26 protein-coding genes and 3 tRNA genes are annotated in these 25907 nt (G+C 57.2%); 13 read left to right on the top strand and 16 right to left on the bottom strand.

Annotation, left to right across the window (positions count from 1 at the left end; all coding sequences use genetic code 11):
- Positions 1-61: 61 nt before the first annotated feature.
- Positions 62-1066 carry a type I glyceraldehyde-3-phosphate dehydrogenase gene (gene gap / locus ACR0DH_RS10765; protein WP_480549386.1) on the top strand — a complete coding sequence of 335 codons (1005 nt, stop codon included), beginning with the start codon at positions 62-64 and terminating at the stop codon, positions 1064-1066.
- On the opposite strand, the gene coaD is transcribed toward gap, so the two are convergent.
- The 3 genes from coaD to ACR0DH_RS10750 form a co-directional block, all read right to left on the bottom strand.
- Positions 1058-1549, bottom strand: a complete 492-nt coding sequence (gene coaD / locus ACR0DH_RS10760; protein ID WP_480549388.1) for a pantetheine-phosphate adenylyltransferase — start codon at positions 1547-1549, stop codon at positions 1058-1060. The two genes, gap and coaD, sit on opposite strands and share 9 nt — an antisense overlap.
- An 83-nt stretch (positions 1550-1632) precedes the next feature.
- Positions 1633-2070 carry a CBS domain-containing protein gene (locus tag ACR0DH_RS10755; RefSeq protein WP_480549390.1) on the bottom strand — a complete coding sequence of 146 codons (438 nt, stop codon included), beginning with the start codon at positions 2068-2070 and terminating at the stop codon, positions 1633-1635.
- Positions 2071-2128: 58 nt separating this feature from the next.
- Positions 2129-3031 (bottom strand): LysR family transcriptional regulator, encoded by a 903-nt coding sequence (locus ACR0DH_RS10750; protein ID WP_480549392.1) that lies wholly within the window; start codon positions 3029-3031, stop codon positions 2129-2131.
- A 104-nt stretch (positions 3032-3135) separates the two neighbouring features.
- Here ACR0DH_RS10750 and ACR0DH_RS10745 point away from each other — a divergent pair, with 104 nt between their 5' ends.
- On the top strand, positions 3136-4635 hold the full coding sequence (locus tag ACR0DH_RS10745; protein WP_480549394.1) for a CoA-acylating methylmalonate-semialdehyde dehydrogenase: 1500 nt from the start codon (positions 3136-3138) through the stop codon (positions 4633-4635).
- 212 nt (positions 4636-4847) lie between these two features.
- Positions 4848-5432 (top strand): L,D-transpeptidase, encoded by a 585-nt coding sequence (locus ACR0DH_RS10740; protein ID WP_480541763.1) that lies wholly within the window; start codon positions 4848-4850, stop codon positions 5430-5432.
- Positions 5433-5500: 68 nt separating this feature from the next.
- Here ACR0DH_RS10740 and ACR0DH_RS10735 read toward each other — a convergent pair whose 3' ends face one another.
- Positions 5501-5977, bottom strand: a complete 477-nt coding sequence (locus ACR0DH_RS10735) for a fasciclin domain-containing protein (RefSeq protein WP_480549395.1) — start codon at positions 5975-5977, stop codon at positions 5501-5503.
- 71 nt (positions 5978-6048) lie between these two features.
- A complete protein-coding gene (locus ACR0DH_RS10730; protein WP_480549397.1) occupies positions 6049-6900 on the bottom strand; it encodes a class I SAM-dependent methyltransferase in 852 nt (283 codons plus the stop codon).
- 141 nt (positions 6901-7041) lie between these two features.
- Between ACR0DH_RS10730 and ACR0DH_RS10725 the strand changes: the two genes are divergently transcribed.
- The 4 genes from ACR0DH_RS10725 to mmsB all read left to right on the top strand — a co-directional run bounded on the left by ACR0DH_RS10725 (position 7042) and on the right by mmsB (position 11337).
- On the top strand, positions 7042-8157 hold the full coding sequence (locus ACR0DH_RS10725; protein ID WP_480549399.1) for a carboxylate-amine ligase: 1116 nt from the start codon (positions 7042-7044) through the stop codon (positions 8155-8157).
- A 113-nt stretch (positions 8158-8270) separates the two neighbouring features.
- On the top strand, positions 8271-9413 hold the full coding sequence (locus tag ACR0DH_RS10720) for an acyl-CoA dehydrogenase family protein (RefSeq protein ID WP_480549401.1): 1143 nt from the start codon (positions 8271-8273) through the stop codon (positions 9411-9413).
- A 7-nt stretch (positions 9414-9420) separates the two neighbouring features.
- Positions 9421-10461, top strand: a complete 1041-nt coding sequence (locus ACR0DH_RS10715; RefSeq protein WP_480549403.1) for an enoyl-CoA hydratase/isomerase family protein — start codon at positions 9421-9423, stop codon at positions 10459-10461.
- Positions 10462-10464: 3 nt separating this feature from the next.
- Complete coding sequence (gene mmsB / locus ACR0DH_RS10710) at positions 10465-11337, top strand: 3-hydroxyisobutyrate dehydrogenase (protein ID WP_480549404.1); 873 nt, start codon at positions 10465-10467, stop codon at positions 11335-11337.
- An 88-nt stretch (positions 11338-11425) separates the two neighbouring features.
- Here the strand turns inward: mmsB and uvrA are convergent, their stop codons facing one another.
- The 3 genes from uvrA to ACR0DH_RS10695 all read right to left on the bottom strand — a co-directional run bounded on the left by uvrA (position 11426) and on the right by ACR0DH_RS10695 (position 14666).
- On the bottom strand, positions 11426-14284 hold the full coding sequence (gene uvrA, locus ACR0DH_RS10705) for an excinuclease ABC subunit UvrA (RefSeq protein WP_480549406.1): 2859 nt from the start codon (positions 14282-14284) through the stop codon (positions 11426-11428).
- A 176-nt stretch (positions 14285-14460) separates the two neighbouring features.
- Positions 14461-14537, bottom strand: a tRNA-Asp gene (locus tag ACR0DH_RS10700).
- A 52-nt stretch (positions 14538-14589) separates the two neighbouring features.
- Positions 14590-14666 (bottom strand) — tRNA-Asp (locus ACR0DH_RS10695).
- Positions 14667-14868: 202 nt separating this feature from the next.
- Here ACR0DH_RS10695 and ACR0DH_RS10690 point away from each other — a divergent pair.
- Positions 14869-14943: transfer RNA gene (locus ACR0DH_RS10690), tRNA-Val, on the top strand.
- A gap of 114 nt (positions 14944-15057) precedes the next feature.
- On the opposite strand, the gene lon is transcribed toward ACR0DH_RS10690, so the two are convergent.
- From lon to ACR0DH_RS10670, 4 genes are all read right to left on the bottom strand, one after another.
- Positions 15058-17466, bottom strand: coding sequence for an endopeptidase La (gene lon / locus ACR0DH_RS10685; protein ID WP_480549408.1), 2409 nt, complete (start codon positions 17464-17466; stop codon positions 15058-15060).
- A gap of 224 nt (positions 17467-17690) precedes the next feature.
- On the bottom strand, positions 17691-18098 hold the full coding sequence (locus ACR0DH_RS10680) for a DUF6636 domain-containing protein (RefSeq protein WP_480541675.1): 408 nt from the start codon (positions 18096-18098) through the stop codon (positions 17691-17693).
- Between the two features lie 92 nt (positions 18099-18190).
- Positions 18191-19321 (bottom strand): tRNA guanosine(34) transglycosylase Tgt, encoded by a 1131-nt coding sequence (tgt, locus tag ACR0DH_RS10675; RefSeq protein ID WP_480549410.1) that lies wholly within the window; start codon positions 19319-19321, stop codon positions 18191-18193.
- A gap of 63 nt (positions 19322-19384) precedes the next feature.
- Positions 19385-20296 carry a nucleoside hydrolase gene (locus tag ACR0DH_RS10670; protein WP_480549412.1) on the bottom strand — a complete coding sequence of 304 codons (912 nt, stop codon included), beginning with the start codon at positions 20294-20296 and terminating at the stop codon, positions 19385-19387.
- A gap of 164 nt (positions 20297-20460) precedes the next feature.
- On the opposite strand from ACR0DH_RS10670, the gene ACR0DH_RS10665 reads away from it, so the two are divergent.
- From ACR0DH_RS10665 to ACR0DH_RS10655, 3 genes are all read left to right on the top strand, one after another.
- Positions 20461-21351, top strand: coding sequence for an SPFH domain-containing protein (locus ACR0DH_RS10665; protein WP_480541682.1), 891 nt, complete (start codon positions 20461-20463; stop codon positions 21349-21351).
- Entirely contained in the window at positions 21351-21629 is a 279-nt protein-coding gene (locus ACR0DH_RS10660) for an NfeD family protein (RefSeq protein WP_353007303.1), read from the top strand. Before ACR0DH_RS10665 ends, ACR0DH_RS10660 begins: the two co-directional genes overlap by 1 nt.
- Positions 21630-21718: 89 nt before the next feature.
- Positions 21719-22081 carry an SUF system Fe-S cluster assembly protein gene (locus tag ACR0DH_RS10655; protein ID WP_170536990.1) on the top strand — a complete coding sequence of 121 codons (363 nt, stop codon included), beginning with the start codon at positions 21719-21721 and terminating at the stop codon, positions 22079-22081.
- A gap of 233 nt (positions 22082-22314) precedes the next feature.
- Here ACR0DH_RS10655 and ACR0DH_RS10650 read toward each other — a convergent pair whose 3' ends face one another.
- Positions 22315-22569 carry a hypothetical protein gene (locus ACR0DH_RS10650; protein ID WP_480541687.1) on the bottom strand — a complete coding sequence of 85 codons (255 nt, stop codon included), beginning with the start codon at positions 22567-22569 and terminating at the stop codon, positions 22315-22317.
- Positions 22570-22797: 228 nt separating this feature from the next.
- On the opposite strand from ACR0DH_RS10650, the gene ACR0DH_RS10645 reads away from it, so the two are divergent.
- Positions 22798-23163: a HesB/IscA family protein gene (locus ACR0DH_RS10645; protein ID WP_480549414.1), complete on the top strand. Its 366-nt coding sequence runs from the start codon at positions 22798-22800 to the stop codon at positions 23161-23163.
- On the opposite strand, the gene ACR0DH_RS10640 is transcribed toward ACR0DH_RS10645, so the two are convergent.
- Positions 23160-24071 carry an isopenicillin N synthase family dioxygenase gene (locus ACR0DH_RS10640; protein WP_480549416.1) on the bottom strand — a complete coding sequence of 304 codons (912 nt, stop codon included), beginning with the start codon at positions 24069-24071 and terminating at the stop codon, positions 23160-23162. The two genes, ACR0DH_RS10645 and ACR0DH_RS10640, sit on opposite strands and share 4 nt — an antisense overlap.
- Positions 24072-24194: 123 nt before the next feature.
- Between ACR0DH_RS10640 and tpiA the strand changes: the two genes are divergently transcribed.
- Entirely contained in the window at positions 24195-24944 is a 750-nt protein-coding gene (tpiA, locus tag ACR0DH_RS10635) for a triose-phosphate isomerase (RefSeq protein ID WP_480549418.1), read from the top strand.
- An 8-nt stretch (positions 24945-24952) separates the two neighbouring features.
- Here tpiA and ACR0DH_RS10630 read toward each other — a convergent pair whose 3' ends face one another.
- Together ACR0DH_RS10630 and ACR0DH_RS10625 are read right to left on the bottom strand one after the other, a co-directional pair.
- Positions 24953-25399 carry a nucleoside deaminase gene (locus ACR0DH_RS10630; RefSeq protein WP_480549420.1) on the bottom strand — a complete coding sequence of 149 codons (447 nt, stop codon included), beginning with the start codon at positions 25397-25399 and terminating at the stop codon, positions 24953-24955.
- Positions 25400-25472: 73 nt separating this feature from the next.
- Positions 25473-25784, bottom strand: coding sequence for a DMT family transporter (locus tag ACR0DH_RS10625; protein ID WP_480549421.1), 312 nt, complete (start codon positions 25782-25784; stop codon positions 25473-25475).
- Between the last annotated feature and the right edge of the window lie 123 nt (positions 25785-25907).

The following is a 25907-nucleotide window of genomic DNA, read 5'->3' as shown; positions in this document are numbered from 1 at the left end:
TCTGCCATTGTTAGCGCTAACCAAGCCTCATATCGGGGCCAGCTGACGAACGGAGCGTGACATGACACTCAAACTGGCAATCAACGGCTTTGGACGGATCGGGCGCGGTGTTCTGCGGGCCTTGATCGAAACAGGCCGCACAGATGTGCAGATCGTAGCAATCAACGATCTGGGAAAACCGGAAATGAACGCGCATATGTTTGAGTTTGACAGTGTGCATGGCCGCTATCCAAACAAAGTCACGCTAACCGAAGCAGGCCTGGATGTTGGAGCAGGTCCGATCCGCCTGACCAGCGAGCGCGATCCCGAAGCACTGGAATGGTCTGACGTAGATGTGGTTCTGGAATGCACCGGCGTCTTCCGTACCCGTGAGGCGGCAGAACGTCACCTGAAGAACGGATCGAAGAAAGTACTGATTTCGGCCCCCGCACGCGGTGATGGGGGTGTCAAAACCGTCGTCTTCGGCGTGAATGATCACGAGTTGACGGCAGCAGACACGATCGTCTCGAACGCATCCTGCACCACCAACTGCCTGTCTCCGGTCGCTGCGGCACTGGATGCGGGGCTGGGCATTGTGCATGGCAATATGACCACTGTACACGCCTACACGGCCAGTCAACCCGTTCATGATAACGCGGGTAAAGACCCTTACCTGTCACGCGCTGCTGCCCTATCGATGATCCCGACCACCACCGGTGCGGCTTCGGCTGTCGGTCTGGTGCTACCGCAGCTTGCAGGCAAACTGACCGGTCAGGCGATCCGGGTCCCCACGCCGAATGTCTCGGTCGTTGATTTGGTGGCCGAAGTGTCACGTCCAACCACCGAAGAAGAAGTGAATGCCCTGTTCGTCGAGGCAGCAGCAAAGATCCCCGGCGTCCTGGCTGCGGAATCTCGCCCGCTGGTCTCGATCGATTTCAACCACGATGCCCACAGCTCGACCGTGTCGCTGGATGAAACCAAAGTCACGGACGGCACTTTGGTCCGCGTGCTGGCCTGGTATGACAATGAATGGGGCTTTTCAAACCGTATGCTGGACACCGCCGCCGCAATGGGCGCGCTATCCTAAACGGTCTTTCAGAGCGTCATTCACGCGGGGCGTGACGAATTTCGACACGTCCCCGTTCAACCGCGCGATTTCCTTCACCAGTTTTGAGGCAATCGCTTGGTGCCGCGCTTCGGCCATCAGGAAGACGGTTTCAATCGTATCATCCAGCGCCCGGTTCATACCAACCATCTGGAATTCATATTCAAAATCCGCAACGGCCCGCAGCCCTCGCACGATGATCTGTGCATCGACATCGCGAGCACAATCGATCAGCAGATTCTCAAACGGATGCGCAACAATCTCGGTCCCGGTCTGCTGGGTCAACTGGGCGCATTCCGCCTCGATCATGGCCACACGTTCTTCCAAGGTGAACAACGGTCCTTTGTCACGGTTGATCGCGACACCGATCACCAATTTGTCCACCAGCGCAGCGGCCCGACGGATGATATCAATATGACCCAAGGTTATCGGATCAAAAGTTCCTGGATATAATCCAACCCGCATCAGGCTCTCCCGCGCAATAAAATTTCTGCGCTAGCAAACATAACTTTGCCGCAGGTGCAAGGGCTTGAAGCACCCCTCTCCCGTTAGTGGCCCATGATCATCCCTTGCAATGCATCTTTCTCCATGGCCAGTTCTGCAAGCTGTGCCTTGACCACATCGCCCAGCGTGACAATCCCGATCAGCTTGCCATCCTCGACCACCGGCATATGGCGAAAGCGGCCTTCGGTCATACGGGACATGATGTCCTGCACCGTTGCCTGTCGCGTCGTCGTCACAAGTTCCTTGGTCATGTACGAACTGACGGGTTCGTTCAGACATCCGCTGCCGCTGGCAGCCAGTTCCCGGACGATATCTCTTTCAGACAGGATACCCGCCGCCGTCTGACCACCATCTTCCGAAACGACGACGGTACCGATCCGTTTTTCTGCCAGAATTTTCGACGCGTCAGAAACCGTGGCCGAGGGTTTGACGGTAACGACACCTTCCGTGGCTTTAGACTTCAGAATGGCCTGAACGAGCATATAGAACACCTCCGGAATAATAATCTGTTCCAAAGCGTTGCGCGATCAGGGCAACCTGTCAAGCTGCTGTGGCAGCTTCTAGCCGGGCGACCTCTTCTCGAATGCCCTGGGTCAGGGCCTCGGCGAACCGATTCAAACGCTCATTCCGCTGATCGCCCTGATGCCGAACCAGGTGGAAACTGCGCGTCAAACTCACCTGATCCTTTAGGATTTGCCGCAAGTTCGGGTGGAACGGCAACGTGAAATCATGTGCGACGCACACACCGGTTCCCAGTGACACCTGCCGCAACTGAACAGAGACCGAGTTCGACGCCAGCGCAACGCGGTCGATACCTATGTCATTGAGATAGTCCAGTTCCCGGTCAAAGATCATGTCCGGTATGTACCCGATCAGGCGATGGCCCTGCAGGTCAGCAACCGATTGGATCGCGTTGTGACGATCCAAATAGTCCTGCGCGGCCACCATGTGCAGCTGATAGTCACAGATTTTCTGAACCAGCAATTTCCCAGCTGTCGGCGCGCTGACCGTGACAGCCATATCCGCCTCGCGCCGGGAAAGGTTGATAATCCTGGGCAATGCAAGGATTTGAATATCCAGGTCAGGATTCGCATCGCTGATTTGTGCACAGACCTGAGGCAACAGATAATTGGCTGATCCATCCGGTGCACCGATCCGAATTTGTCCGCTGAGCGATTTGGAGGATCCGACCACGGCCCCGGTGGCGGCGCGCATCGCCTCTTCGGCCTGTTGTGCATGATCCAGCAAACGTTCCCCTGCAGTCGTTAACATGTAGCCTTGCTGGGATTTGGTAAACAATGGTGCATCCAGACTGGCCTCAAGCCGCGCGATGCGGCGCCCAACCGTTGCGGGATCAATTTTCAGAATACGGCCAGCTGATGACAGGCTTTCCTCGCGTGCAACGGCCAGAAAAATCCTCATATCATCCCAATTTGGGTTCATGATCTACCTTTTTGCATTTTTGCAAAGCGCTTTTGAATTATTGCCCCTGTTCAGGTCATTTCTGCAAGCCTATTCTGCGCGCAACAGATTCAGAGGAGTTTTCGATGCAAGACCTGACCCATTTCCTGAATGGCGCGTATGTTGCCGGTACTTCGGGCCGGTTTGACGATGTCTTCAATCCTGCAACGGGCGAAGTTCAATACAAATGCCCGATGGCCAGTGCGGCCGAAACCACGGCGGCGATTGAGGCCGCCGCCGCAGCGCAACCAGCATGGGGCGCGACCAACCCGCAGAAACGCGCACGTGTCATGATGGCTATGGTCGGCCTGATGAACCGAGACATGGACAAGCTGGCCGAAGCGCTCAGCCGCGAGCACGGCAAGACCATTCCGGATGCAAAGGGCGATCTGCAGCGTGGTCTGGAAGTGATTGAATACTGCATTGGCGCGCCTCAGATGCTGAAGGGTGAGTTTACCGACAGCGCAGGCCCCGGCATTGACATGTATTCGATGCGTCAACCTCTGGGCGTTGTCGGCTCAATCATGCCGTTCAACTTCCCGGCAATGATGCCTCTGTGGCACGTAGGTCCCGCCTTGGCCTGTGGCAATGCCGTGGTTCTTAAACCGTCCGAGCGTGACCCTTCTGTCCCTCTGATGCTGGCCGAACTGTTCATCGAGGCTGGCTTGCCCGCAGGTGTATTCCAGGTGGTCAATGGCGACAAGGAAGCCGTCGATACCATCCTCGACAGCGAAATCATTCAAGGCGTCAGCTTTGTGGGCTCGACCCCGATCGCGCAGTACATTTACAGCCGCGCAACCGCCAACGGCAAACGTGCGCAGTGTTTTGGCGGCGCCAAGAACCATATGATCGTCATGCCAGACGCTGACCTGGATCAGGCGGCAGACGCGCTGGTCGGCGCTGGTTTTGGTGCGGCAGGCGAGCGCTGCATGGCAATTTCAGTCGCCGTCCCCGTTGGCGAAGAAACCGCGGATCGCCTGATCGAAAAGCTGATCCCGCGTGTCGAAAAGCTGAAAGTTGGCCCTTACACTGCGGGTGACGACGTCGATATGGGCCCAGTTGTAACCGGTGCGGCAAAAGAGCGTATCCTCGGCCTGATCAACTCGGGCGTTGAGCAAGGCGCGAAGCTGGTTGTCGACAATCGTGATTTCAGCCTGCAGGGCTATGAAGATGGCTTCTTTGTCGGCCCGCACCTGTTTGACCACGTGAGGCCCGACATGGACATCTACAAACAAGAGATCTTTGGCCCGGTTCTGTCGACCGTCCGCGCCGGTTCCTACGAAGAGGCGATTGGCCTGGCCATGGATCACGAATACGGCAATGGGACAGCGATCTTCACCCGTGATGGTGACACCGCCCGTGATTTTGCCAGCCGGATCAATATCGGGATGGTTGGCATCAACGTGCCGATCCCTGTTCCACTGGCCTATCACACCTTCGGCGGCTGGAAGAAATCCATGTTTGGTGACCTGAACCAGCACGGCCCGGACAGCTTCAAGTTCTATACCCGCACCAAAACCGTGACCGCGCGCTGGCCGTCGGGAATCAAGGAAGGTGGCGAGTTTAACTTCAAGGCCATGGACTAAGCCTTTAAAGTTTATCCCGAAAACAAGAAACCGGCCTCATCAGGGCCGGTTTTTTTTGTGCAAAGACTTGCCGAGGTTTTGAGATAGCCCTGTGCCCTCACGATAAATTCAGGCCGCTTGGGCTGGAATTCAAAGCCCTGCGGAAATATCTTATACGCGATTTGTTGATCGAGCAGTTTGAATATTCGGAGGCCGAATTGTCCAATTCCCGTATGACCCGCCGCTCTGCCCTGTTGGGCGCAGCGTCCGTCCTGGCGACGCCCGCTTTGCTGCGCGCCCAAAGCCTGGATGCTTTTCCGCAGGCGGAAGACCCGATCAGCACGCAACCCCCGGTGCGCCGCAATGTATCCTCATTCTCACAGCAGAATTGGCAGGATCACTTTGACGAATTGGGCTCTGGATGCTTACTGGCGGATATCACCAGCCGCGCTGTGCATTACTGGGGGCCTGACGGGACCTATAAGCTGTACCCAAGCTCCGTTCCGATGAGCGAAGAACTGACAAAGCGCGGTTATACTAAAGTGGTGCGCAAAGCCGAAAACCCCAGCTGGACCCCGACCGCATCAATGCGGGAACGCGATCCTTCGCTGCCTGTACGAATGGATGGCGGTGATCCCGGCAATCCACTGGGCACCCGCGCGATGTATCTGGGCTGGCCCGCCTATCTGGTGCACGGCACGCATGACACGCGCAAGATCGGACGTCAGAGCTCGTCCGGCTGCATTGGTCTTTACAACCAGCATGTTGAAGAACTGTATCCGCTGGTGCAGGTCGGCACGCAGGTGCGTCTGGTCTGAAACGCGATACCCAAGAATCAGCAAAGCCCCGGCCATCAGGACCGGGGCTTTTTCGTGAGTGGTGGCGATTACTCCGGCAGCATCACTTCGTCGATCACGTGGATCACACCGTTGCTGGCCTCAATATCTGCCTGGATCACCTCGGCGCCGTTGACCTTGACGCCGTTTCTGGCATTCACGCTCAGGCGGTCGCCCTGCACGGTCAGAACCTTCGCGCGCTTGCCTGCGATATCGCCCGACATGACTTTGGCCGGAACCACGTGATAGGTCAGAATCGCGACCAGTTGATCCTTGTTTTCGGGCAACAGAAGGCTTTCAACGGTGCCTTCGGGCAGCGCAGCAAATGCTTCATCGGTTGGTGCGAATACAGTGAACGGGCCATCCCCCTTCAGCGTATCGACCAGTCCGGCGGCCTGAACGGCTGCAACCAAAGTGCTGAACGATCCGGCCGAAACGGCGGTGTCGACAATGTCAGCAGCTTGGGCCTTTAGCGGCATGGCAAGTGCGATTGCGGCGGCAGCGCCCATAAACGTACGACGAAACATGGCTGTCTTCTCCTCTCCAGCTTGTTATGGAAAGGGGTACGGGCCTTGTTCCAAGCCGGATCACTTTGCGATCACCGTTCCTTGATCTGAACCCAAATGCTCTGCGCCCTACCATCGGCCAGAAACGGCAGTGCCTCGACCGCATCGGGACGATCCTGTTGCAGGTAATACCCCGGCCAAAGCATTGAAAACGCGCCTGATTGCAGCATTGCGTGCAGCATGTACTGCTCGCCCCAGCCCGGACAATCATAGAAGAAGCGCTTGGGATACTCATAGGGCAAAAAAACATCGTGCACATGGATCACAACACCGGGTTTCAGCGCAGGAATGATCCGGCAGAACAGGTGCGCCACGTCGTTGGACATCCGCACGACATGGCTGGAGTCGATAAATAGGACATCGCCTGCCTCAAGCTGGTCGAACAGCGCCGGGTCCACATCCTCCAGCCGTTTTTGTTCGAACGCATCAACCACATGAGCGATATCGGCACGAGGATACGGATCAATGGCCGTTATCGTTGTGTCCAAACCGCCATCGATGATCGCTTGCCGCGTCACACGGGTTGAGTTCCCGCACCCGATCTCGATCACCCGATTTGGCTGGAACCGACGGATCATCAGATACAGCGCATCCGCATCCGGACTGTCGTAATAGCCATTGCCAATGCGATAGCCGGTTTTGTTGCGCGCGGGGTCTTTCAGCGCGGCCAGAGCGTCATGATGCTGCGCGAACTCTTGTTTCAGCGGCTCGATATCAAACCCCGCCATCCCCGGTGACAGGGCATAGGCCGGGCGCGTCAGCCCTCCTGCCTGCTCAAAGGTTTCGAGCCGCGCACGCTCCTCCCGCTCGGTGAGCTTATCGATCAGCTTGACGCCAAAACGGTCCAACGCGGCGTTGATCCGGGGGAATTTTCTGGGTTTCACGCGGCGGGCTCCGATCTGAGGGGGCAGTTACCGCTCCTTACCTGTGCAGGACCGACCTCTGCAAGCGGCAGAACGCCAAACCCTTGGCAAAAGGCCAATTTCCGTATTCACTGGATCAACACGATAAAGAGAGGTCCGCCCATGCAGCAGGATTTCACGCTGGGCATCGAAGAAGAGTATCTGCTGGTCGACCGCGACAGCCTGCAACTGACCGAGGCACCCGCCGCCCTGATGGAGGCCTGCCAGACCGATTTCGAAGGTCAGGTTAGCCCAGAATTCCTGCAATGCCAGATCGAAGTAGGAACCCGACCTCATAGCACGATCAAAAGCGCGCGTGAGGATCTCAAGCGCTTGCGCAGCTGTGTTTCGAAACACGCGGCGCATTACAATCTCAGCCCAATCGCCGTTTCCTGTCATCCTTTCGCCAATTGGAAAGACCAGCATCACACGCGGAAAGAGCGCTATGATGCCCTTCAGCACGCACTGGGCGGCGTGGCGCGGCGCATGCTGATCTGCGGGATGCACGTGCATGTCGGGGTCGAGGATCAGGCATTGCGGGCCGATCTAATGCCTCAGCTGTGTTATTTCCTGCCACATCTTCTGGCGCTTTCAACCTCGTCGCCATTCTGGAATGGCGAAGATACCGGTTTGTCCTCGTACCGGCTGACCGTCTTTGACAACCTGCCCCGCACCGGCCTGCCGCCGGATTTCAGCGGCTGGTCGGAATATGAGCGGACAACCGGAGTTCTGGTAGAGCTCGGCGTAATCGAGGACACCTCCAAAATCTGGTGGGATCTGCGCCCTTCACATCGCTTTCCCACACTTGAGACGCGAATTATGGATGTTCAACCGCGTCTGGAACACACCTTATCTTTAGCCGCTTTAGTCCAGGCCCTAACCCGGATGTTGTGCCGCTTAAAAGCGCGAAACCTGCGCTGGCGCCAATATGATCGCTTTCTGATCGGCGAAAACCGTTGGCGCGCACAACGCTACGGAGTCGGCGAAGGCTTGATTGATTTTGGAGATCGTTCGGTCAAACCCATGGCCGAACTCATCGGCGAACTGATGGGCATGCTGGCTGAGGATGCCGAGGCCTTGGGCACTATGACCGAACTTGCCCGCTTGCGCCAGATCGCCGAAACCGGAACCTCGGCCACCCGCCAGCGCCGCATTCATGCTGAGGCTGTCGCCAAGGGAGACGACCCGGGCCAAGCGGTTGTGCGGCATCTGATCGAGGAATTCCACGCGGATCTGTGACCCCGTACCAGCACTGAAAAACGCGCGCCGCCTGCAATTGCCGACCTTGAAAAATTTCTGTAACGATTGAGAAATAAACAACCGTTCAATTCAATGCCGACGGGAGGGTAGCAATGGATTTCGGGCTGACCGAGGAACAGACCGCGATTTTCGATATGGCCTATGGGTTTGGGCAGGAAAACATCGCCCCATTCGCACGGCAATGGGAAAGTGACGGCACCATCCCAAAAGAGCTGTGGCCCCAGATCGGCGAGCTAGGGTTTGGTGCGCTCTATGTGTCCGAGGATAGCGGAGGCTCGGGCCTGACCCGATTGGACGCCACGCTGGTGTTCGAGGCTTTGTCTATGGCCTGCCCCTCGGTTGCTGCGTTCCTCTCGATCCACAATATGTGCGCCAAGATGCTGGACAGCTTTGCCGGCGACGATTTGAAGTCCCGCATCATGCCCGAGGTCCTGAGCCTGAACACAGTCCTCAGCTACTGCCTGACCGAACCGGGCTCCGGCTCGGACGCAGCTGCACTGAAGACCCGCGCAGAACGCACGAATGAGGGCTACACGGTGAACGGTTCCAAGGCCTTCATCTCCGGTGGAGGGTATTCGGACGCCTATGTCTGCATGGTGCGTACCGGTCAGGACGGCCCCAAGGGTATCTCAACCGTCTATGTCGAGGATGGCACACCGGGCCTAAGCTTTGGCGCGCTGGAACAGAAGATGGGTTGGAAAAGCCAGCCCACCGCGCAGGTTCAGTTCGACGACTGCAAAATCCCGTCGGGCAATCTGGTCGGGATCGAAGGCGACGGGTTTAAATATGCCATGATGGGCTTGGACGGTGGTCGTCTGAACATCGCCTCATGTTCCCTGGGCGCGGCACAGGCCGGGTTGGACATGACCTTGCAATACATGTCAGAACGCAAGGCCTTTGGAAAATCCATCGATCAGTTTCAGGCCCTGCAATTCCGCCTTGCGGATATGGAGATTGAACTGCAGGCCGCACGCACCTTTCTGCGCCAAGCCGCCTGGAAACTGGATCAGGGCGCGCCCGATGCAACTAAATTCTGCGCCATGGCCAAGAAATTCGTGACCGAGACCGGGTCGAAGGTCGTGGATCAATGTCTGCAACTTCATGGCGGCTACGGCTACCTGGCTGACTACGGCATCGAAAAGCTTGTGCGCGATCTGCGGGTGCACCAGATATTGGAAGGCACGAATGAGATCATGCGCGTGATCGTTGCGCGTCAGATGATTGCACAAGGCTAAAGGGTCCATGTCCGATATCGACATCCGCACAACCGGGCGCGCTGGGCGTATCACCCTGACCCGTCCCAAGGCGCTGAACGCCATGACCTATGACATGTGCATGGCCATTGATACTGCTCTGCGCAACTGGCGTGAGGATGACGCGGTTGATCTGATCATTTTCGATGCCCAGGGTGACAAAGCCTTTTGCGCCGGGGGTGACATTGCAGAACTTTACAAGACAGGAACACAGGGCGATTTCACCTATGGCCAGACGTTTTGGCGCGATGAATACCGTCTGAACGCATTGATCTTTGAATATCCCAAGCCTGTCGTCAGCTTCCTGCAAGGGTTCACCATGGGCGGCGGCGTCGGCATTGGCTGCCATGGCAGCCACCGGATTGTTGGCGAAAGTTCCCAGATCGCAATGCCGGAATGTTCTATCGGGCTGGTTCCTGACGTTGGCGGCACCCTGATGCTGGCTCTCGCCCCTGGCCGGTTGGGAGAGTTCCTGGGCACCACAGGCCATCGCATGGGGCCTGCCGATGCGATCCTTGCAGGCTTCGCCGATCACTTCATCCCACAGGATCAGTGGGCAGACCTGATCGAAATGCTGGAAGCCTCCGGCAATACCGATTTGATCGCAGAACACGCGGTAACGCCGCCCAACGGCGACCTTGCCGATCTGCAATCCGAAATCGATGACAGCTTTGGCGGTGAAACACTTGGCGATATCCTCACCAACCTGCGTGGAAACGGATCAGAGTTCGCGGCGAAAGCGCTTGCCAAGCTCGAGCGCAACGCGCCGCTGTCAACCGCCTGCACGGTCGAGATGCTGCACCGCCTGCGCGGGGCTGCGCTGACCATGCATCGGGCGCTGGAAATGGAATACCGCTTCACCTTCCGCGCCATGCAGCACGGTGATCTTCTGGAAGGCATTCGGGCGCAGATCATCGACAAGGATCGCAACCCCCGCTGGCAATACGCGGATATGATCGTGCCTGCGGTCGCGGTTTCAAAGATGTTGCAGCCCTTGGGCAAGGACGCCCTGACTTTCGAGGAGGAATAAGACATGCAAATCGGGTTCATCGGGCTGGGCAACATGGGCGCGCCCATGGCGGCCAATCTGGCCAAAGCAGGCTATCAGGTGCGCGGGTTCGATACCGCCGGGGTCAGTGTCGATGGTGTGGCAAAGGCAGAAACCGCCGCCGATGCCGTGTCTGGAGCCGATGCTGTCATAACGATGCTACCAAACGGCACCATCCTGCGGGCTGTTGCCGATCAAATCATCCCCCATATGCTATCTGGCGCTGCTCTGATCGATTGCTCCACCGTTGATGTCGACAGCGCGCGCGCTGTGGCTGATCAAGCCGGTAGCGCTGGCTTGCTATCGGTCGATGCGCCCGTTTCAGGCGGGATCGGCGGCGCCTCAGCCGGTACGCTTACTTTCATGGCAGGCGGAACCAATGACGCCTTTGCCAAAGCCGCCCCTCTATTCGACATAATGGGTCAAAAGGCGGTGCATTGCGGCGAGGCCGGGGCCGGACAGGCAGCCAAGATTTGCAACAACATGATCCTTGGCGTTACCATGATCGCCACCTGCGAAGCCTTTGCCTTGGCCGACAAATTGGGACTGGACCGTCAAAAGATGTTCGACGTGGTCAGCACCTCATCCGGCTACAGCTGGACCATGAATGCCTATTGCCCAGCCCCCGGCGTCGGCCCGACCAGTCCTGCCGATAACAACTACCAACCCGGCTTTGCTGCCGAGCTGATGTTGAAAGACCTGCGCCTCAGTCAGCAAGCCGCCGACAGCGCCGATGCGGATACCCCAATGGGCCAGGCCGCCACCGCCCTTTACGAGCAATTTGTCGAAGCAGAAAACGGCCTTGGCCAGGATTTCTCAGCCATGCTACCGCGATTTGAAAAACGAGGTCGCAGCTAACTGCTGCGATCCATTCTTCATCTGGCCAAAAATATCCCGGAGCGCGAGGCAGAGCCTCGCTGCCTTCCCTCTCAAAGAAACGCGCGCCCTATTCGGCCGCCACACGTGTCCCAGACAGCATAGGCTTCAGATACCGCCCTGTATGGCTGCGTTTCACCTCGGCCACGTCTTCCGGCGTACCGGTCGCCACGATCTCACCACCCCCATCGCCGCCTTCAGGGCCGATATCAATGATGTGGTCTGCGGTTTTCACAACGTCCAGATTGTGTTCGATCACGACAACGGTGTTCCCTTGATCAACCAATTCATGCAGCACTTCCAGTAGCTTACGCACATCCTCGAAATGTAGACCTGTCGTCGGTTCATCCAGAATATACAGCGTCCGCCCGGTCGAGCGTTTGCTGAGTTCTTTTGACAGCTTCACCCGCTGTGCCTCGCCCCCCGACAAGGTCGTGGCTTGCTGACCAACCTTGATGTAACCCAGCCCCACGCGCGCCAGAGCGTCCATCTTGTCCCGGATCGATGGCACCGCCTTGAAGAACTCCTGCGCATCCTCGACGGTCATATCCAGCACATCAGCGATGGATTTGCCTTTGAACTTTATCTCCAGCGTCTCGCGGTTGTACCGTGCGCCTTTGCAGGTTTCGCAGGTGACATAGACATCAGGCAGAAAGTGCATCTCGATCTTGATGACGCCGTCGCCCTGGCAGGCCTCACACCGCCCCCCTTTGACGTTGAAGCTGAACCGCCCTGGCTTGTACCCGCGGGCCTTCGCCTCAGGCAGTCCGGCGAACCAGTCACGGATCGGGGTGAACGCCCCGGTGTAGGTCGCTGGATTGGACCGCGGCGTACGCCCAATCGGTCGCTGGTCAATGTCGATAACCTTGTCCAGATGCTCCAACCCTTTGATCGTCTCGCACGGCGCCGGAGTTTGCCGCGCGCCGTTCAACCGCATCGAGGCGGTTTTGAACAATGTCTCAATCGTCAGCGTCGACTTCCCCCCGCCGGACACGCCCGTGACACAGACAAACTTGCCCAGTGGAAAATCTGCGGTCACATTCTTGAGGTTATTGCCCGTCGCTTTCACAACGGTCAGTTTCTTGCCGTTGCCTTTGCGCCGCTCAGTCGGGACCGCAATCTCGCGCGTTCCGGCCAGATATTGCCCGGTGACCGAGGCCGCATCTGCCGCAATTTCGCCCGGAGTACCTTTGCTGACAACCTGCCCGCCGTGCACACCGGCACCGGGGCCGATGTCGAAGACGTAATCCGCCTCGCGGATGGCTTCTTCGTCATGCTCGACCACAATCACGGTATTGCCCTGATCCCGCAGGTTCTTGAGCGTCCCCAGCAACCGATCATTATCGCGCTGGTGCAACCCGATAGAGGGTTCATCCAGCACATACAAAACGCCGGTCAGGCCCGAGCCGATCTGGCTGGCCAACCGGATACGCTGGCTTTCACCACCGGACAAAGTGCCACTTGAACGTGACAGCGTAAGGTATTCCAAACCGACGTTATTCAAGAACCCCAGCCGTTCGCGGATTTCCTTCAAAATAGCCCGCGCGATCTCATTCTTTTGGGCGGAAAGATGGTTTGGTGAATCCTCAACCCAGGCCAGCGCCTCTCGGATTGACATCTCAACAACCTGCCCCACGTGCAGACCGGCGATCTTCACGGCCAGCGCTTCGGGGCGCAGGCGATAGCCTTCACAGGTGCCACAGGGACGATTGTTCTGATACCGCTCGAACTCTTCGCGAATCCATGCACTGTCGGTCTCGCGATAGCGGCGCTTCATATTCGGGATCACGCCCTCAAAACTACGGGTGACCTGATAAACCCGCCCGCCTTCATCATAGCGGAACTGAATCTCCTCATCCCCCGATCCTCGCAGGAACACCTGTTGCACCTTCTTAGGTAAATCTTTCCAGGGGGTGTTCTTGTCGAACTCATAATGCCGTGCGATGGCCTCGATAGTTTGCAGAAAGTACGGAGACTTACCCTTGCGCCACGGGGCCAAGGCCCCATCATACAGTTTCAATGTCTGGTCCGGCACAACCAGCCGTTCGTCAAAAAACAGCTCCACCCCCAAGCCGTCACAATCCGGGCAAGCGCCAAACGGCGCGTTGAAGGAAAACAACCGGGGTTCGATCTCGGGGATAGTGAAGCCACTAACCGGGCAGGCAAAATTCTCGCTGAACGTGATACGCTCTGGGTCACCTTCACGCGGTGCCGTTTCCAGAACGGCAATGCCATCCGCCAGGTCCAAAGCAGTGCGCAGACTGTCAGCCAGCCGGGTCTCCATCCCTTTGCGGACCACCAGACGGTCGACCACCACGTCGATATCGTGACGGAATTTCTTGTCCAACGTGGGTGGTTCGTCCAGCTCGTAAAAGTCACCGTCGACCTTCACACGCTGGAACCCCTGCTTGCGCAGTTCAAGAAACTCTTTCTTATATTCGCCTTTCCGATCCCGCACGATGGGGGCCAGCAGGTACCCCCGCGTCCCCTCCTCCATCGTCATGATCCGGTCGACCATATCCTGCACCTGCTGAGCCTCGATTGGCAGGCCGGTTGCAGGGCTATAGGGCGTCCCTGCCCGTGCGAACAGCAGACGTAGATAGTCGTAAATCTCGGTCACGGTCCCCACGGTCGAACGTGGGTTTTTCGACGTGGTCTTCTGCTCAATCGAGATTGCTGGCGAAAGACCACTGATGTGGTCCACATCCGGCTTTTCCATCATATCCAGGAACTGACGCGCATAGGCGGACAGGCTTTCGACATACCGGCGCTGACCCTCGGCATAGATCGTATCAAAGGCCAGTGAGGACTTGCCCGAACCGGACAGGCCGGTGATCACCACCAGCTGATCCCGAGGGATATCGACGTCGATCCCCTTGAGGTTATGTTCGCGCGCACCGCGCACTTCGATGTTCTTCAGCTCAGCCATTCAGGCCCCCAACCACATAAGTGTCCTAGAAATAGGCGAGCGGCGCTGAGTCTCCAACAGAAAAGTTAGAACAAAGGTGGAACTTTTGGATTATTGCCGACACATCCTGACAGGATGCAATGCAAACGCGCAGGGCGCGGCCTGCGTTTTGATGACATGACATGATCGAAGGAAAATGGCGCGGTTGACGGGGCTCGAACCCGCGACCCCCGGCGTGACAGGCCGGTACTCTAACCAACTGAGCTACAACCGCGCATTTTGGGTCTATGTCCGATCCGTTTGCCCGGATCAAAGGCTGGCAGTGATGGCGCGGTTGACGGGGCTCGAACCCGCGACCCCCGGCGTGACAGGCCGGTACTCTAACCAACTGAGCTACAACCGCCCACTGCCCGTTCCCGATGGAACGTTGGGGTGTATTATGGCCCTGCCCCGACATCGTCAAGCGGCGTTTTGAAGTTTTTTGACAGAAGCCTGATTTTTCCAGGCCGCCAAAATCAAAGGCCCCATTTTCGTGTGTCACACAGCGTTTTCCGGGCCGCGCGGGCTTGCGCGGGCCATCAGGACACGATAACAGCACGCGCTATGGGTGATTAGCTCAGTGGTAGAGCGCTTCGTTCACATCGAAGATGTCAGGAGTTCAAATCTCTTATCACCCACCATCTTACCTTTGAAGACTTGTTTAAACCCCGCAGCGGATTTGCTCGCTAAACCGCTTCCAAAAAAACGAAAAAGGCGGACCTAATGGCCCGCCTCTTTGAATTCTGCTTGAAAGCTCAGTGCGCAGTCGCTGAAGGACCCGCACTTTCCGCAGCTTTGGCAGCGGCAGCGGCTGCTTCCTCAGCGGCCTCGTCCCAATCAATGGGTTCAGGATCACGCACCAGCGCCTGTTTCAGCACCTCCGAGACATGTTTGACCGGGATGATCTCCAGCCCGTCCTTCACATTGTCTGGGATGTCGGCCAGATCCTTTTCATTCTCTTCCGGGATCAGAACCGTTTTGATGCCACCACGCAGCGCTGCCAGCAGTTTTTCCTTCAAACCACCGATCGGCATCGCGTTCCCGCGCAGCGAGACCTCGCCCGTCATTGCGATGTCCTTGCGCACCGGAATACCGGTCAGGACCGAGACAATCGACGTGACCATCGCCAGACCCGCCGATGGGCCATCCTTGGGCGTTGCCCCATCCGGTACGTGGACGTGGATGTCCAGCTTATCGAATTGCGGTGGCCTCACCCCGATCTTCGGCGAGATCGACCGCACGTAAGACGACGCCGCGTCGATGGATTCCTTCATCACATCGCCCAGCTTACCGGTGGTTTTCATCCGCCCCTTGCCGGGCAGTTTCAACGCCTCGATATGCAGCAGGTCGCCCCCTACCGAGGTCCAAGCCAGACCGGTCACGACACCAATCTGATCGTCCTGTTCGGCCAGACCATAGCGGAACTTCGGCACACCTAGGAAATCATCCAGATTGTCTGGCGTCACCGTCACGGTATCTGCTTCTTTCTTGATGATCTTGGTCAGCGACTTTCGCGCCACTTTGGCGATCTCGCGTTCAAGGTTCCGCACACCCGCCTCGCGGGTGTAGGTGCGGATGATCGATTGCAGCGCCTCATCGGTCAGTTCAAACTCTTTGGCCTTGAGACCATGGTTTTTGACCTGCTTGCCAATCAGGTGCTGCTTGGCGATCTCGGATTTTTCCTCTTCGGTGTAACCGGCCAGTGGGATGATCTCCATCCGGTCCAGCAGAGGCCCAGGCATGTTGTAGCTGTTCGACGTGGTCAGGAACATCACGTTGGACAGGTCATATTCCACCTCAAGGTAGTGATCCATGAACGTGTTGTTCTGTTCCGGGTCCAAAACCTCAAGCATTGCCGAGGCCGGGTCGCCACGGAAGTCCTGCCCCATCTTGTCGATTTCATCGAGCAAGATCAGCGGGTTCGTGGTTTTGGCCTTTTTCAGCGCTTGGATGATCTTGCCGGGCATCGAGCCAATATATGTCCGACGGTGACCCCGAATCTCGGATTCGTCGCGCACGCCGCCCAGCGAGATACGAATGAACTCGCGCCCCGTGGCTTTGGCGACCGATTTACCCAGCGAGGTTTTACCCACTCCCGGAGGGCCAACAAGGCACAGGATCGGGCCTTTCAGCTTTTTCGAACGCTGCTGAACCGCCAGATACTCAACGATCCGTTCCTTGACCTTCTCAAGCCCGTAGTGATCAGCATCCAGAATGTCCTGCGCGCGGCCCAGATCCTTTTTGACGCGGGATTTGGTGCCCCACGGCAGCGACAGGATCCAGTCCAGGTAGTTGCGCACGACGGTGGCCTCAGCCGACATCGGGCTCATGTTGCGCAGCTTCTTCAGCTCGCCTTCGGCCTTTTCGCGCGCTTCTTTCGACAGCTTGGTCTCGGCGATTTTCTCTTCCAGCTCGGCAACTTCGTTCGAGCCGTCCTCGCCATCGCCAAGCTCCTTCTGAATGGCCTTCATCTGCTCATTCAGATAATACTCGCGCTGCGTCTTCTCCATCTGGGATTTGACGCGGGTCTTGATCTTTTTCTCGACCTGAAGCACCGACATTTCGCCCTGCATCAGACCATAGACCTTCTCAAGCCGCTCACTGACCGAGAGCGTCTCCAGCAGTTCTTGCTTTTGTTCAACCTCAATGCCCAGATGACCCGACACAAGGTCGGCAAGCTTGGCAGGCTCGGTGGTTTCACCGACTGCGGTCAGGGCCTCTTCAGGGATATTCTTGCGCACTTTTGCATAGCGCTCAAATTCATCCGCCACAGTGCGCAGCAGCGCCTGCGTGGTGGTCACATCGCCAGGAATCTCGGTCAGATACTCGGCACGGGCCTCGAAAAACTGATCGTTTTCAAGGAATTCCGTAATCTGCACGCGCGCCTGCCCTTCGACCAGCACCTTCACGGTGCCATCGGGCAGTTTCAGCAGCTGCAGCACATTGGCCAAAACACCGGCCTGATAGATGCCGTCCACTTCCGGATCATCGACACCGGGGTCGATCTGGCTGGACAACAGAATTTGCTTATCATCCTGCATCACCTCTTCCAGCGCGCGGACCGATTTGTCTCGGCCCACGAACAGCGGCACGATCATATGCGGGAACACCACAATATCGCGCAGCGGCAGGACGGGGTATGAGGAATTCAGAGGCTCTTGCATGCTCTATCCTTATCGTTGGCAAGACGGCTCTGGTCCCTGCTTGAGGCAACCGCTGGCCGTCTCCTGTCTTGGATGGTTAAAGGTGGGGCTGTATGGGCCCTATTTCAACCTCACCATCATGTCTCAGTTCTCAGCATGACCCGAGGCTTTCCGGACTGCAAGGCGCCCGACCGAGATATCCACCGAAATTAGAGCCCTACGCATGCAAAATACGCAGCCAAAATTCAGAACACACGCTGCACGGCGCGGGACAGGAAAAATCCGTGGCCGTCCTGATTGCGGCATTCCAGACCTTTCCGAGAGGAACTGCAGGTAAATCCACCAAACTGGCCCGTGACCCCATATTCCGCACGTTCAAACCCGTCGCGGTTTCGATTCAGCGGCTGGCACAGCATTTCCACAGGGCCGGTATTGAACATCAAGAAATCATGGCCCCAGTCGGATTGGCAGTCCGAAGGCCGCGGCAATGCGGGCTGGCCGGACTTTTCGATTATCGTGCACTGGATATCAGAAGACTCAGCGCCTTCGCCCACCGAACATTGAATATTTTCGGATGGGGTTTCAAAGGTCCAGACATCTGAAATAGCAGGTGTCGCGCAGAAAACGGCTGCACCGAGAAAAAGGCGAAACATAAAAACTCTCCGGGTCACGAACTAAAAATAGCGTTGCTTGAAGTGGTCTTAGACCACCTGAAAACCACGCTATTGTCACCCGAACGGGACGGCTATAGCGGCTCGATATCACCTTGCGCGCGCGTAGCATGAAACTCAGCCTGCCACGCGTCGAAAGTTCCGGCAGCGATCGCATCCCGCATGCCCTGCATGATGTCCTGGAAGTAATGCAAATTGTGCCAAGTCAGCAGCATGCCCGAAATCATCTCATTCGACCGGAACACATGATGCAAATAAGCGCGCGAATAGTTCGAACAGGCCGGGCACGAGCATTCCTCGTCCAGCGGGCGCGGATCATCAGCGTGGCGGGCGTTTTTGATGTTGACGACACCACGTCTCGTAAACGCCTGCCCTGTGCGCCCTGAGCGTGATGGCAATACGCAATCCATCATGTCGACGCCGCGCGCAACGGCACCCACGATATCGTCGGGCTTGCCCACGCCCATCAGATAGCGCGGCTTGTCCGTGGGCAGGAAGTCGGGCGCGTAGTTGAGGCAGTCGAACATCGCTTCCTGCCCCTCACCGACAGCCAAACCACCAATGGCGTAGCCTTCAAAACCAATCGCCTTCAGCGCCTCGGCGCTTTCTTCGCGCAGGTCCTGTTCCAACCCGCCCTGCATGATGCCGAACAGCGCATGGCCCGGGCGGTCGCCAAACGCTTCCCGAGACCGCTCGGCCCACCGCATCGACAGCCGCATCGACTCGGCGATCCGATCCCGATCAGCGGGCAGCGAAGGGCATTCGTCGAAACACATCACAATATCCGAGCCCAGCAGGCGTTGGATCTCCATCGACCGTTCCGGCGTTAGTTCGTGTTTCGACCCATCCACATGGGATTTGAAGGTCACGCCCTTCTCGGTCAGTTTGCGCAACCCGGCCAGAGACATAACCTGAAACCCGCCCGAATCCGTCAGAATGGGCCGGTCCCAGTTCATGAACTTGTGCAGACCACCTAGCCTATCGATCCGCTCAGCTGTGGGACGCAGCATCAGGTGATAGGTGTTTCCCAGCAGGATATCCGCCCCGGTTGCGCGCACGCTTTCCGGCATCATCGCCTTGACCGTCGCCGCCGTTCCGACCGGCATAAACGCTGGCGTGCGCACCTCACCACGGGGCGTGTTGATAACACCTGTGCGGGCCTTGCCATCGGTGGCTTTGAGGTCAAATGAAAACGGCTGGGTCATATCATCATCTCAGATCGCGGAACCGGGCAGGCTTTGCCCGATCCGCTGATGCATTGCAACCCGTCAGGGCAGCGAAGCGACGCGGGCCGTGAAGAGGTCAACCACCCCTGCCCCATCCACATCTCGACATACGGTCACGGGCGGGCGGCCATCCTGCGGTATTGTCGCGCCCAACGCATCTCCTTCGGTAGTCACCTGCACCCCTGTTTGAACCAAATCGAACATATGGTCATGGGTACAGGCGATCACAGCGGTCGAGTCATGCAGGCCACAGCCATCCAGGCCGCCGATCTCCTTGTAGAACTGCAAATAGAACTTGGAGATGTCGCGCAGGAACACCCCTATATCGGATGATTTCTGCGACAGCGCCTCAAAATCGGCGTTTTGATACAGCGTTTTCAGCGTTACATCCAAACCCACCAGAACCGTTTCGGGCGGCGCGGCAAAAACCGCATCGGCGGCCTGCGCATCGTGATAGATATTGGCTTCGGCATGCGGAGTGATGTTTCCGGGGCAATAGACCGCGCCGCCCATGATCACCAACCGCCCAAGATTCTTTGAAAACGCCGGGTCCAGTGCCATCGCATCGGCGATATTGGTGAGCGGACCGATGGCACAGATCACCAGTTCACCAGCATGTTCGTGCGCCATTTCGACCAGAAACTCAGCCGCTGTCAGGTCGTGGTTCTGCCCGATCTCGGGGATATCGGTCAGATCACCAAAGCCTTCTGGCCCGTGCACATGCTCGGATGGGCTGTGATCGTCTTTGCCATGAGCCGCACTCGCGCCTTGGGCAACGGGGATATGCAAACCCAATTTGTCGACCAGAAACCGGGCGTTCCGGCTGGATTGGTGGACATGTGTATTGCCAAAAACCGTTGTCAAACCGATCAGGTCAATCTCGGGTGCCGCAGCAGCGTAAGCGATGGCCATCGCGTCATCGATGCCGGGGTCTGTATCAATTATCAGTTTCATTCCGCCCCGATACCGCAGTCACATGCAGATGCAAAGCGATCACTGTCGTCTTCGCCCAGTCGCGACACTATTTGCATCCAACCGCATTCACGCCATACCTGAGTTGAAATCGGGCGACTCAATCCCCAAATGTATACTATAGTACACAATAAATGAGGACAGATATGACAGAAGAGCAGATCATCGGATTGCTTTCATCGAACATTATCTACCTGCTTGGCGCCGTTCTGGTCGTCATCGTTATTCTCAAGGGCATTAAAATCGTGCCGCAATCTGAGAAATACGTAGTCGAACGGTTCGGGCGTTTGCACTCGGTGCTGGGGCCCGGCATCAACTTTATTGTTCCGTTTCTGGATGTTGCACGCCACAAGATCTCGATCCTGGAACGTCAGCTGCCAAATGCAACGCAGGACGCGATTACCAAGGACAACGTGTTGGTGCAGATCGACACCTCGGTTTTCTACCGGATTCTGGAGCCTGAAAAGACTGTCTACCGTATCCGCGATGTGGACGGCGCGATTGCCACCACGGTTGCCGGTATCGTTCGCGCCGAGATCGGTAAAATGGATCTGGATGAGGTTCAATCGAACCGAGCCCAACTGATAAACCGCATTCAGGAAAGCGTTGAAACTGCCGTGGATGACTGGGGGATTGAGGTGACGCGTGCAGAAATTCTGGACGTGAACCTTGACCAAGCAACGCGGGACGCGATGTTGCAGCAGTTGAACGCCGAACGTGCGCGCCGTGCGCAGGTGACCGAGGCAGAAGGTCAGAAACGAGCAGTAGAGCTACAGGCAGATGCTGAACTTTATGCCGCCGAGCAATCGGCCAAAGCGCGCCGCATTCAGGCCGATGCCGAAGCCTATGCTACCGGTGTTGTAGCCAAGGCCATTCAGGACAACGGGATTGAGGCCGCCCAGTACCAAGTTGCCCTGAAACAGGTGGAATCGCTCAACGCATTGGGCAATGGTTCGGGCAAACAGACTATCGTTGTTCCGGCCAACGCCTTGGAAGCATTTGGAGATGCGTTTAAGATGCTGAAAGGAGCAAAGTAATGGCTGATCCCTTTTGGTTGACATGGTGGATCTGGTTGGCGGGCGCCCTGGCGCTCGGCATATTGGAACTGGTTCTGCCCGGGTTCATCTTTTTGGGCTTTGCGATCGGAGCCGCGATCACAGGTTTGATTCTGGTCATCCCCGGAGTCGCGCCTTCGCTGCCCATCCTGTTGCTGATTTTTGCGGTTCTGTCGCTGATTGCTTGGCTGATTTTGCGCCGCATGTTCGCACTGCCGCATGGCCAAGTGAAAACATTCCAGCACGATATCAATGACTGACACCATTCTGGCATTGCCCGGACGGCATGACTGGACGCTGGGCAGGCCATTCCCTATATAAAAAGTCAGGCAACTGACCCGAGGCAATGATGACCCATCCCAGCGAACAGTTTGAAGGTGCACCCTTGATTGCGCCCTCGACAATCGAACATCCTCTATACGATCAAGTGGTGGATGCGTGCCGAACGGTTTATGACCCTGAAATTCCAGTCAATATCTATGACCTGGGCCTGATCTACACAATCGACATCAAGGAAGATAATGCCGTCAAAGTCATCATGACCCTGACCGCCCCGGGATGCCCGGTTGCCGGGGAAATGCCAGGCTGGATTGTCGAAGCCATCGAACCCGTGGCTGGCGTGAAAGAGGTTGATGTCGAACTGACATGGGAACCCCCTTGGGGCATGGACATGATGTCCGACGAAGCGCGGCTTGAACTCGGCTTTATGTAATTCAGCCTGAACCGTCTGCGGAACGCGGATTGTCACAAAACATTAGGTTTTGCGTTACCTTGCTGTGTGTCGGTTGTCACATTGCTGCGGGACATATACGGCGCATCTACAATCGCACAGGTTGAACGCAGTGATGCACTTGGGCCGTGACCAATGCGCCGCCCCCCGTCGCCCGGCCCCGAATTTGGACCGCTCTTGCCCGAGAGCGGTCTTTTTCATTGTCTAACAAATACTTATGGTATGCCACAAGTCGATCTGATCTCGGCCGCGCGTGCATCAAGCTGTTTGATATAGTCGCCTGCTAACATCTTAAGATGTTTGTTCTCAGTTCCCGTCACCAGACCCAGCAGAGCGCCAGCGGGCAGAATCGAAACAACACTTTCGACCTGCTGATCTTCAGCATGTCGCTTCTCAGCTGCAATCGCGCGTAAATCACCGGGCGCAGTCGCGCAGTTAACTGGATGCCGCTTTGTGTCATCGGCAGCCATCGACGGTTGCGCAACAGCGAAGCAGAGCAAACCCATCAATATGCTTTTTCTAGCTATGTGTTGCACCGTCATCGCATCTGACCTCTTTCAAAACTATCTGCTCGCAGGCTAAAGCGACGCAGCCACCGATGACAACCCGCAGCAGAAACAGAAATTGAATGCGCGCTCTCTTGAGCCCGGCCCGTGTCGGGCCTAGATTAGAACAAACGCGTGACGACGGAGACACAGATGTTCGGCACTCCCGGCAAACAAGCCGTGACCATGACGCCCAAAGCTGCAGAGCAGATCACCCGCCTGATGACAACAGGTGGGCATGCCGGTTTGCGCATCGGCGTCAAAAAGGGCGGCTGCGCTGGCATGGAATACACCATGGACTATGTGGATGAGGCCGACCCCCATGATGAGGTCGTCGAGCAAGACGGCGCACGCGTGATGATCGCCCCTATGGCGCAGATGTTCCTGTTCGGCACCGAGATTGACTATGAGGTCTCGCTGCTAGAATCCGGTTTCAAGTTCAGAAACCCGAACGTGGTCGACGCCTGCGGATGCGGTGAGTCAATCAAATTTGACGAAAGCCTTTCTTCAGAGGCTTAGGCCGACTTTAGATGCACATAGGTTTCGTTGAAGCGTTTCGTTAAGTGCTCACCTGCCGAAATCACCTGATCTGACTCAGGCGGCGCAACATTCGTGTCGTAGGACGGGTTAAAAAACAACGGGACCGAAATCCGTTCATGAGCCCCGCCAACCACCCGGTGTTCGGTCGCCTTGACGCGGCCTGCGGTCCAGAACTCAAGCATTTCACCAAAGTTGATGACGAACGTGCCCGGCGCGGCCTCCACCTTTTCCCAGGTCCCGTCAGGCATACGAACTTCCAGGCCTGCGGTTCCGTCGGTCGCCAGCAGGGTCAGGCAGCCATAATCGGTATGGGCCCCAATACCGAAATCCTTCTCGCCCGCCCAGATAGGCCGCTGCGGATAATAATTCCCGCGCAGCAGAGCCATTGGTGTGTCAAAGGCCGTGTCGAAACTGTCAGCATCTCGACCCAGGGCCACGGCGATGGCGCGTAGTACCCGCATTGCTACACCACACGCATCCGCATAGTAGGCACGGATGGTCTGCTCGAAGCTTTCCGGTGCCTCGGGCCACTGGTTCGGCGCATAGACGCTTAGTTTGCGCGCGCGATACGGGCTCAGTTCAGGCAGTTCATAGCCGCAATCAAAGACCTCTTTGAAATCCGGGTTGGCGTTCGGATCCACCTGTTCGGATTTCGGCGCGCCCCACCCCCGGTTTGACCCGGTCGCAGCCATATCGACCAGTTTCTTATCCTGCTCAGGCAGCCGGAAGAAGTCGAAGTAAGTCGAAATCACCTGCTGCACCCGTTCAGCGCTCAGCCCGGTATTCCCGATGGTTAAAAAACCCACCTGCCCGATGGCTTGCTGAAGCCGGGCAAGTTCGTCCTTATCGCGGCTATCCAGTTTTTCGAGATCAAGATTATCAATCATGGCGCCCTCACCGAATCACGGCGGACCGTGCCGAGGTGCAGCCGGAACTGCAACCTGAATTGTAAGCTCCGATCAACGGTGCTATCCGAAAGGCAAATCGCGGATCTAGCAGGAGAAACGGATATGCGGCGCAAGCTGGCGGCGGGAAACTGGAAAATGAACGGAACCGGCGCGGCCCTTGCCGAGCTTGAAGCATTGGCAGCGCGCTATCCAACGCCCGAAGTCGATATCTTGATCTGCCCGCCAGCCACGTTGCTAGAGCGTGCTGCGACAACCGTCGAAAGTTCTGGTGTGGCCGTTGGTGGCCAGGATTGCCACGCGGAAAGCACGGGGGCACACACCGGCGACATCAGCGCCGAGATGCTGCGGGATGCGGGCGCCTCAGCGGTGATCCTGGGCCATTCGGAACGCCGTGTGGACCATGGCGAGCAAAATGAAGATATCCGCGCAAAGGCCCGTGCTGTCATGGACGCAGGGCTGCAAGCCGTCATCTGCGTCGGTGAAAGCTTGGAACAGCGCGAAGCGGCCAACACGCTGGACATCATTGGCGGTCAGATGTCAGGCTCGATCCCCGATCAATCCACTGGCGAGAACCTGATCATCGCCTATGAACCGATCTGGGCCATTGGCACCGGCAAAGTTCCAACGCTGGACGAGATTGGGGCCGTACACGATTTCATTCGTGCCCGTCTTGAACGCCGATTTGGCGAGGGTGTCGGCCGTTCAGTGCGCGTGCTTTACGGTGGCTCAGTCAAGCCGTCGAACGCAGCTGAGATATTTGGCGTTTCGAATGTGGATGGTGCGCTGGTGGGCGGCGCCAGTCTGAAAGCAGATGATTTCTCGGGTATTATCGACGCATTGTGTGCGACGTGAGACGGATGTTACTCAGCGATATCTTCCGCCCAAAGCTCGGGCTTCTCCGCGATAAACCGCTTCATCAAGGCGATACATTCTGGGTCTTCGGCTAAGACAACCTCAACGCCGCGTTCACGCAGAAACGCTTCATTACCGCCAAAGTTCTGAGTGTCCCCGATCACTACGCGTGGGATTCCGAATTGCACGATGGTGCCCGCACACATCATGCAGGGTGACAAAGAGGTATAGAGGACCGTATCGCGATAGGTCTTCTGTCGCCCCGCTTTGCGCAAGGCATCCATTTCGCCATGGGCGATCGGGTCACCACGCTGCACCCGTTGGTTGCGCCCTCTGGACACAACCTCTCCACCCCGGGCTAACACCGACCCGATGGGGCAGCCACCTTCGTCAAACCCCGCTTTCGCCTCATCATAGGCAATGCGCAGTAGGCGCATGTCGGTGTCTGTCATCATGTCGAGCAAACCTCCTCGGATCGGTGTTTTGTAAGCAGCGTGACGAATACAGATGCAGGCGTCAACGCCGCCATCACGCCAGCTTCATAGTTACGATCCCCGCAATGATGAGGGCCGCGGCCAACAAGCGCATAGGAGTCAGCGCTTCACCCAACACGGTGACGCCAACCACAAACGCGCCAATCGCACCAATACCGACCCAGATCGTGTAAGCGGTGCCTAGCGGCAGGTCTCGCATCGCCAGCGACAGTAGTCCAAACGAGCCGATCATAGAGACGCCCATGATCACGGTCGGCCACAGCCGTGTAAAACCAGCGGATTGCTTCATCGCACCCGCCCAAACAATTTCTAGTATTCCGGCAAAAACAAGCATGACCCATGCCATGAGGTGACCCCATATCAAAGCGAGTCGTCCCGCATGATCTGCCCGTGGTGGGGAGGTCGTCCTCTGAAACAGAGATATGTATCCCTGTCCCGACGTTCAAGTCTGGCCGGGCAACATCTGCTG

Source organism: Ruegeria sp. I1, assembly GCF_056532675.1.
The sequence above is the reverse complement of the archived record's forward strand: the minus strand, read 5'-3'. Positions and strand labels throughout refer to the sequence as shown.

What these genes read in the sequence shown, in the direction of transcription:
- gap (WP_480549386.1), top strand. Translation starts at nt 62, where the DNA reads ATGACACTCAAACTGGCAATCAACGGCTTTGGACGGATCGGGCGCGGT.
- coaD (WP_480549388.1), bottom strand. Translation starts at nt 1,549, where the DNA reads ATGCGGGTTGGATTATATCCAGGAACTTTTGATCCGATAACCTTGGGT.
- ACR0DH_RS10755 (WP_480549390.1), bottom strand. Translation starts at nt 2,070, where the DNA reads ATGCTCGTTCAGGCCATTCTGAAGTCTAAAGCCACGGAAGGTGTCGTT.
- ACR0DH_RS10750 (WP_480549392.1), bottom strand. Translation starts at nt 3,031, where the DNA reads ATGAACCCAAATTGGGATGATATGAGGATTTTTCTGGCCGTTGCACGC.
- ACR0DH_RS10745 (WP_480549394.1), top strand. Translation starts at nt 3,136, where the DNA reads ATGCAAGACCTGACCCATTTCCTGAATGGCGCGTATGTTGCCGGTACT.
- ACR0DH_RS10740 (WP_480541763.1), top strand. Translation starts at nt 4,848, where the DNA reads ATGACCCGCCGCTCTGCCCTGTTGGGCGCAGCGTCCGTCCTGGCGACG.
- ACR0DH_RS10735 (WP_480549395.1), bottom strand. Translation starts at nt 5,977, where the DNA reads ATGTTTCGTCGTACGTTTATGGGCGCTGCCGCCGCAATCGCACTTGCC.
- ACR0DH_RS10725 (WP_480549399.1), top strand. Translation starts at nt 7,042, where the DNA reads ATGCAGCAGGATTTCACGCTGGGCATCGAAGAAGAGTATCTGCTGGTC.
- ACR0DH_RS10720 (WP_480549401.1), top strand. Translation starts at nt 8,271, where the DNA reads ATGGATTTCGGGCTGACCGAGGAACAGACCGCGATTTTCGATATGGCC.
- ACR0DH_RS10715 (WP_480549403.1), top strand. Translation starts at nt 9,421, where the DNA reads ATGTCCGATATCGACATCCGCACAACCGGGCGCGCTGGGCGTATCACC.
- mmsB (WP_480549404.1), top strand. Translation starts at nt 10,465, where the DNA reads ATGCAAATCGGGTTCATCGGGCTGGGCAACATGGGCGCGCCCATGGCG.
- uvrA (WP_480549406.1), bottom strand. Translation starts at nt 14,284, where the DNA reads ATGGCTGAGCTGAAGAACATCGAAGTGCGCGGTGCGCGCGAACATAAC.
- lon (WP_480549408.1), bottom strand. Translation starts at nt 17,466, where the DNA reads ATGCAAGAGCCTCTGAATTCCTCATACCCCGTCCTGCCGCTGCGCGAT.
- ACR0DH_RS10680 (WP_480541675.1), bottom strand. Translation starts at nt 18,098, where the DNA reads ATGTTTCGCCTTTTTCTCGGTGCAGCCGTTTTCTGCGCGACACCTGCT.
- tgt (WP_480549410.1), bottom strand. Translation starts at nt 19,321, where the DNA reads ATGACCCAGCCGTTTTCATTTGACCTCAAAGCCACCGATGGCAAGGCC.
- ACR0DH_RS10670 (WP_480549412.1), bottom strand. Translation starts at nt 20,296, where the DNA reads ATGAAACTGATAATTGATACAGACCCCGGCATCGATGACGCGATGGCC.
- ACR0DH_RS10665 (WP_480541682.1), top strand. Translation starts at nt 20,461, where the DNA reads ATGACAGAAGAGCAGATCATCGGATTGCTTTCATCGAACATTATCTAC.
- ACR0DH_RS10660 (WP_353007303.1), top strand. Translation starts at nt 21,351, where the DNA reads ATGGCTGATCCCTTTTGGTTGACATGGTGGATCTGGTTGGCGGGCGCC.
- ACR0DH_RS10655 (WP_170536990.1), top strand. Translation starts at nt 21,719, where the DNA reads ATGACCCATCCCAGCGAACAGTTTGAAGGTGCACCCTTGATTGCGCCC.
- ACR0DH_RS10650 (WP_480541687.1), bottom strand. Translation starts at nt 22,569, where the DNA reads ATGGCTGCCGATGACACAAAGCGGCATCCAGTTAACTGCGCGACTGCG.
- ACR0DH_RS10645 (WP_480549414.1), top strand. Translation starts at nt 22,798, where the DNA reads ATGTTCGGCACTCCCGGCAAACAAGCCGTGACCATGACGCCCAAAGCT.
- ACR0DH_RS10640 (WP_480549416.1), bottom strand. Translation starts at nt 24,071, where the DNA reads ATGATTGATAATCTTGATCTCGAAAAACTGGATAGCCGCGATAAGGAC.
- tpiA (WP_480549418.1), top strand. Translation starts at nt 24,195, where the DNA reads ATGCGGCGCAAGCTGGCGGCGGGAAACTGGAAAATGAACGGAACCGGC.
- ACR0DH_RS10630 (WP_480549420.1), bottom strand. Translation starts at nt 25,399, where the DNA reads ATGATGACAGACACCGACATGCGCCTACTGCGCATTGCCTATGATGAG.
- ACR0DH_RS10625 (WP_480549421.1), bottom strand. Translation starts at nt 25,784, where the DNA reads ATGGCATGGGTCATGCTTGTTTTTGCCGGAATACTAGAAATTGTTTGG.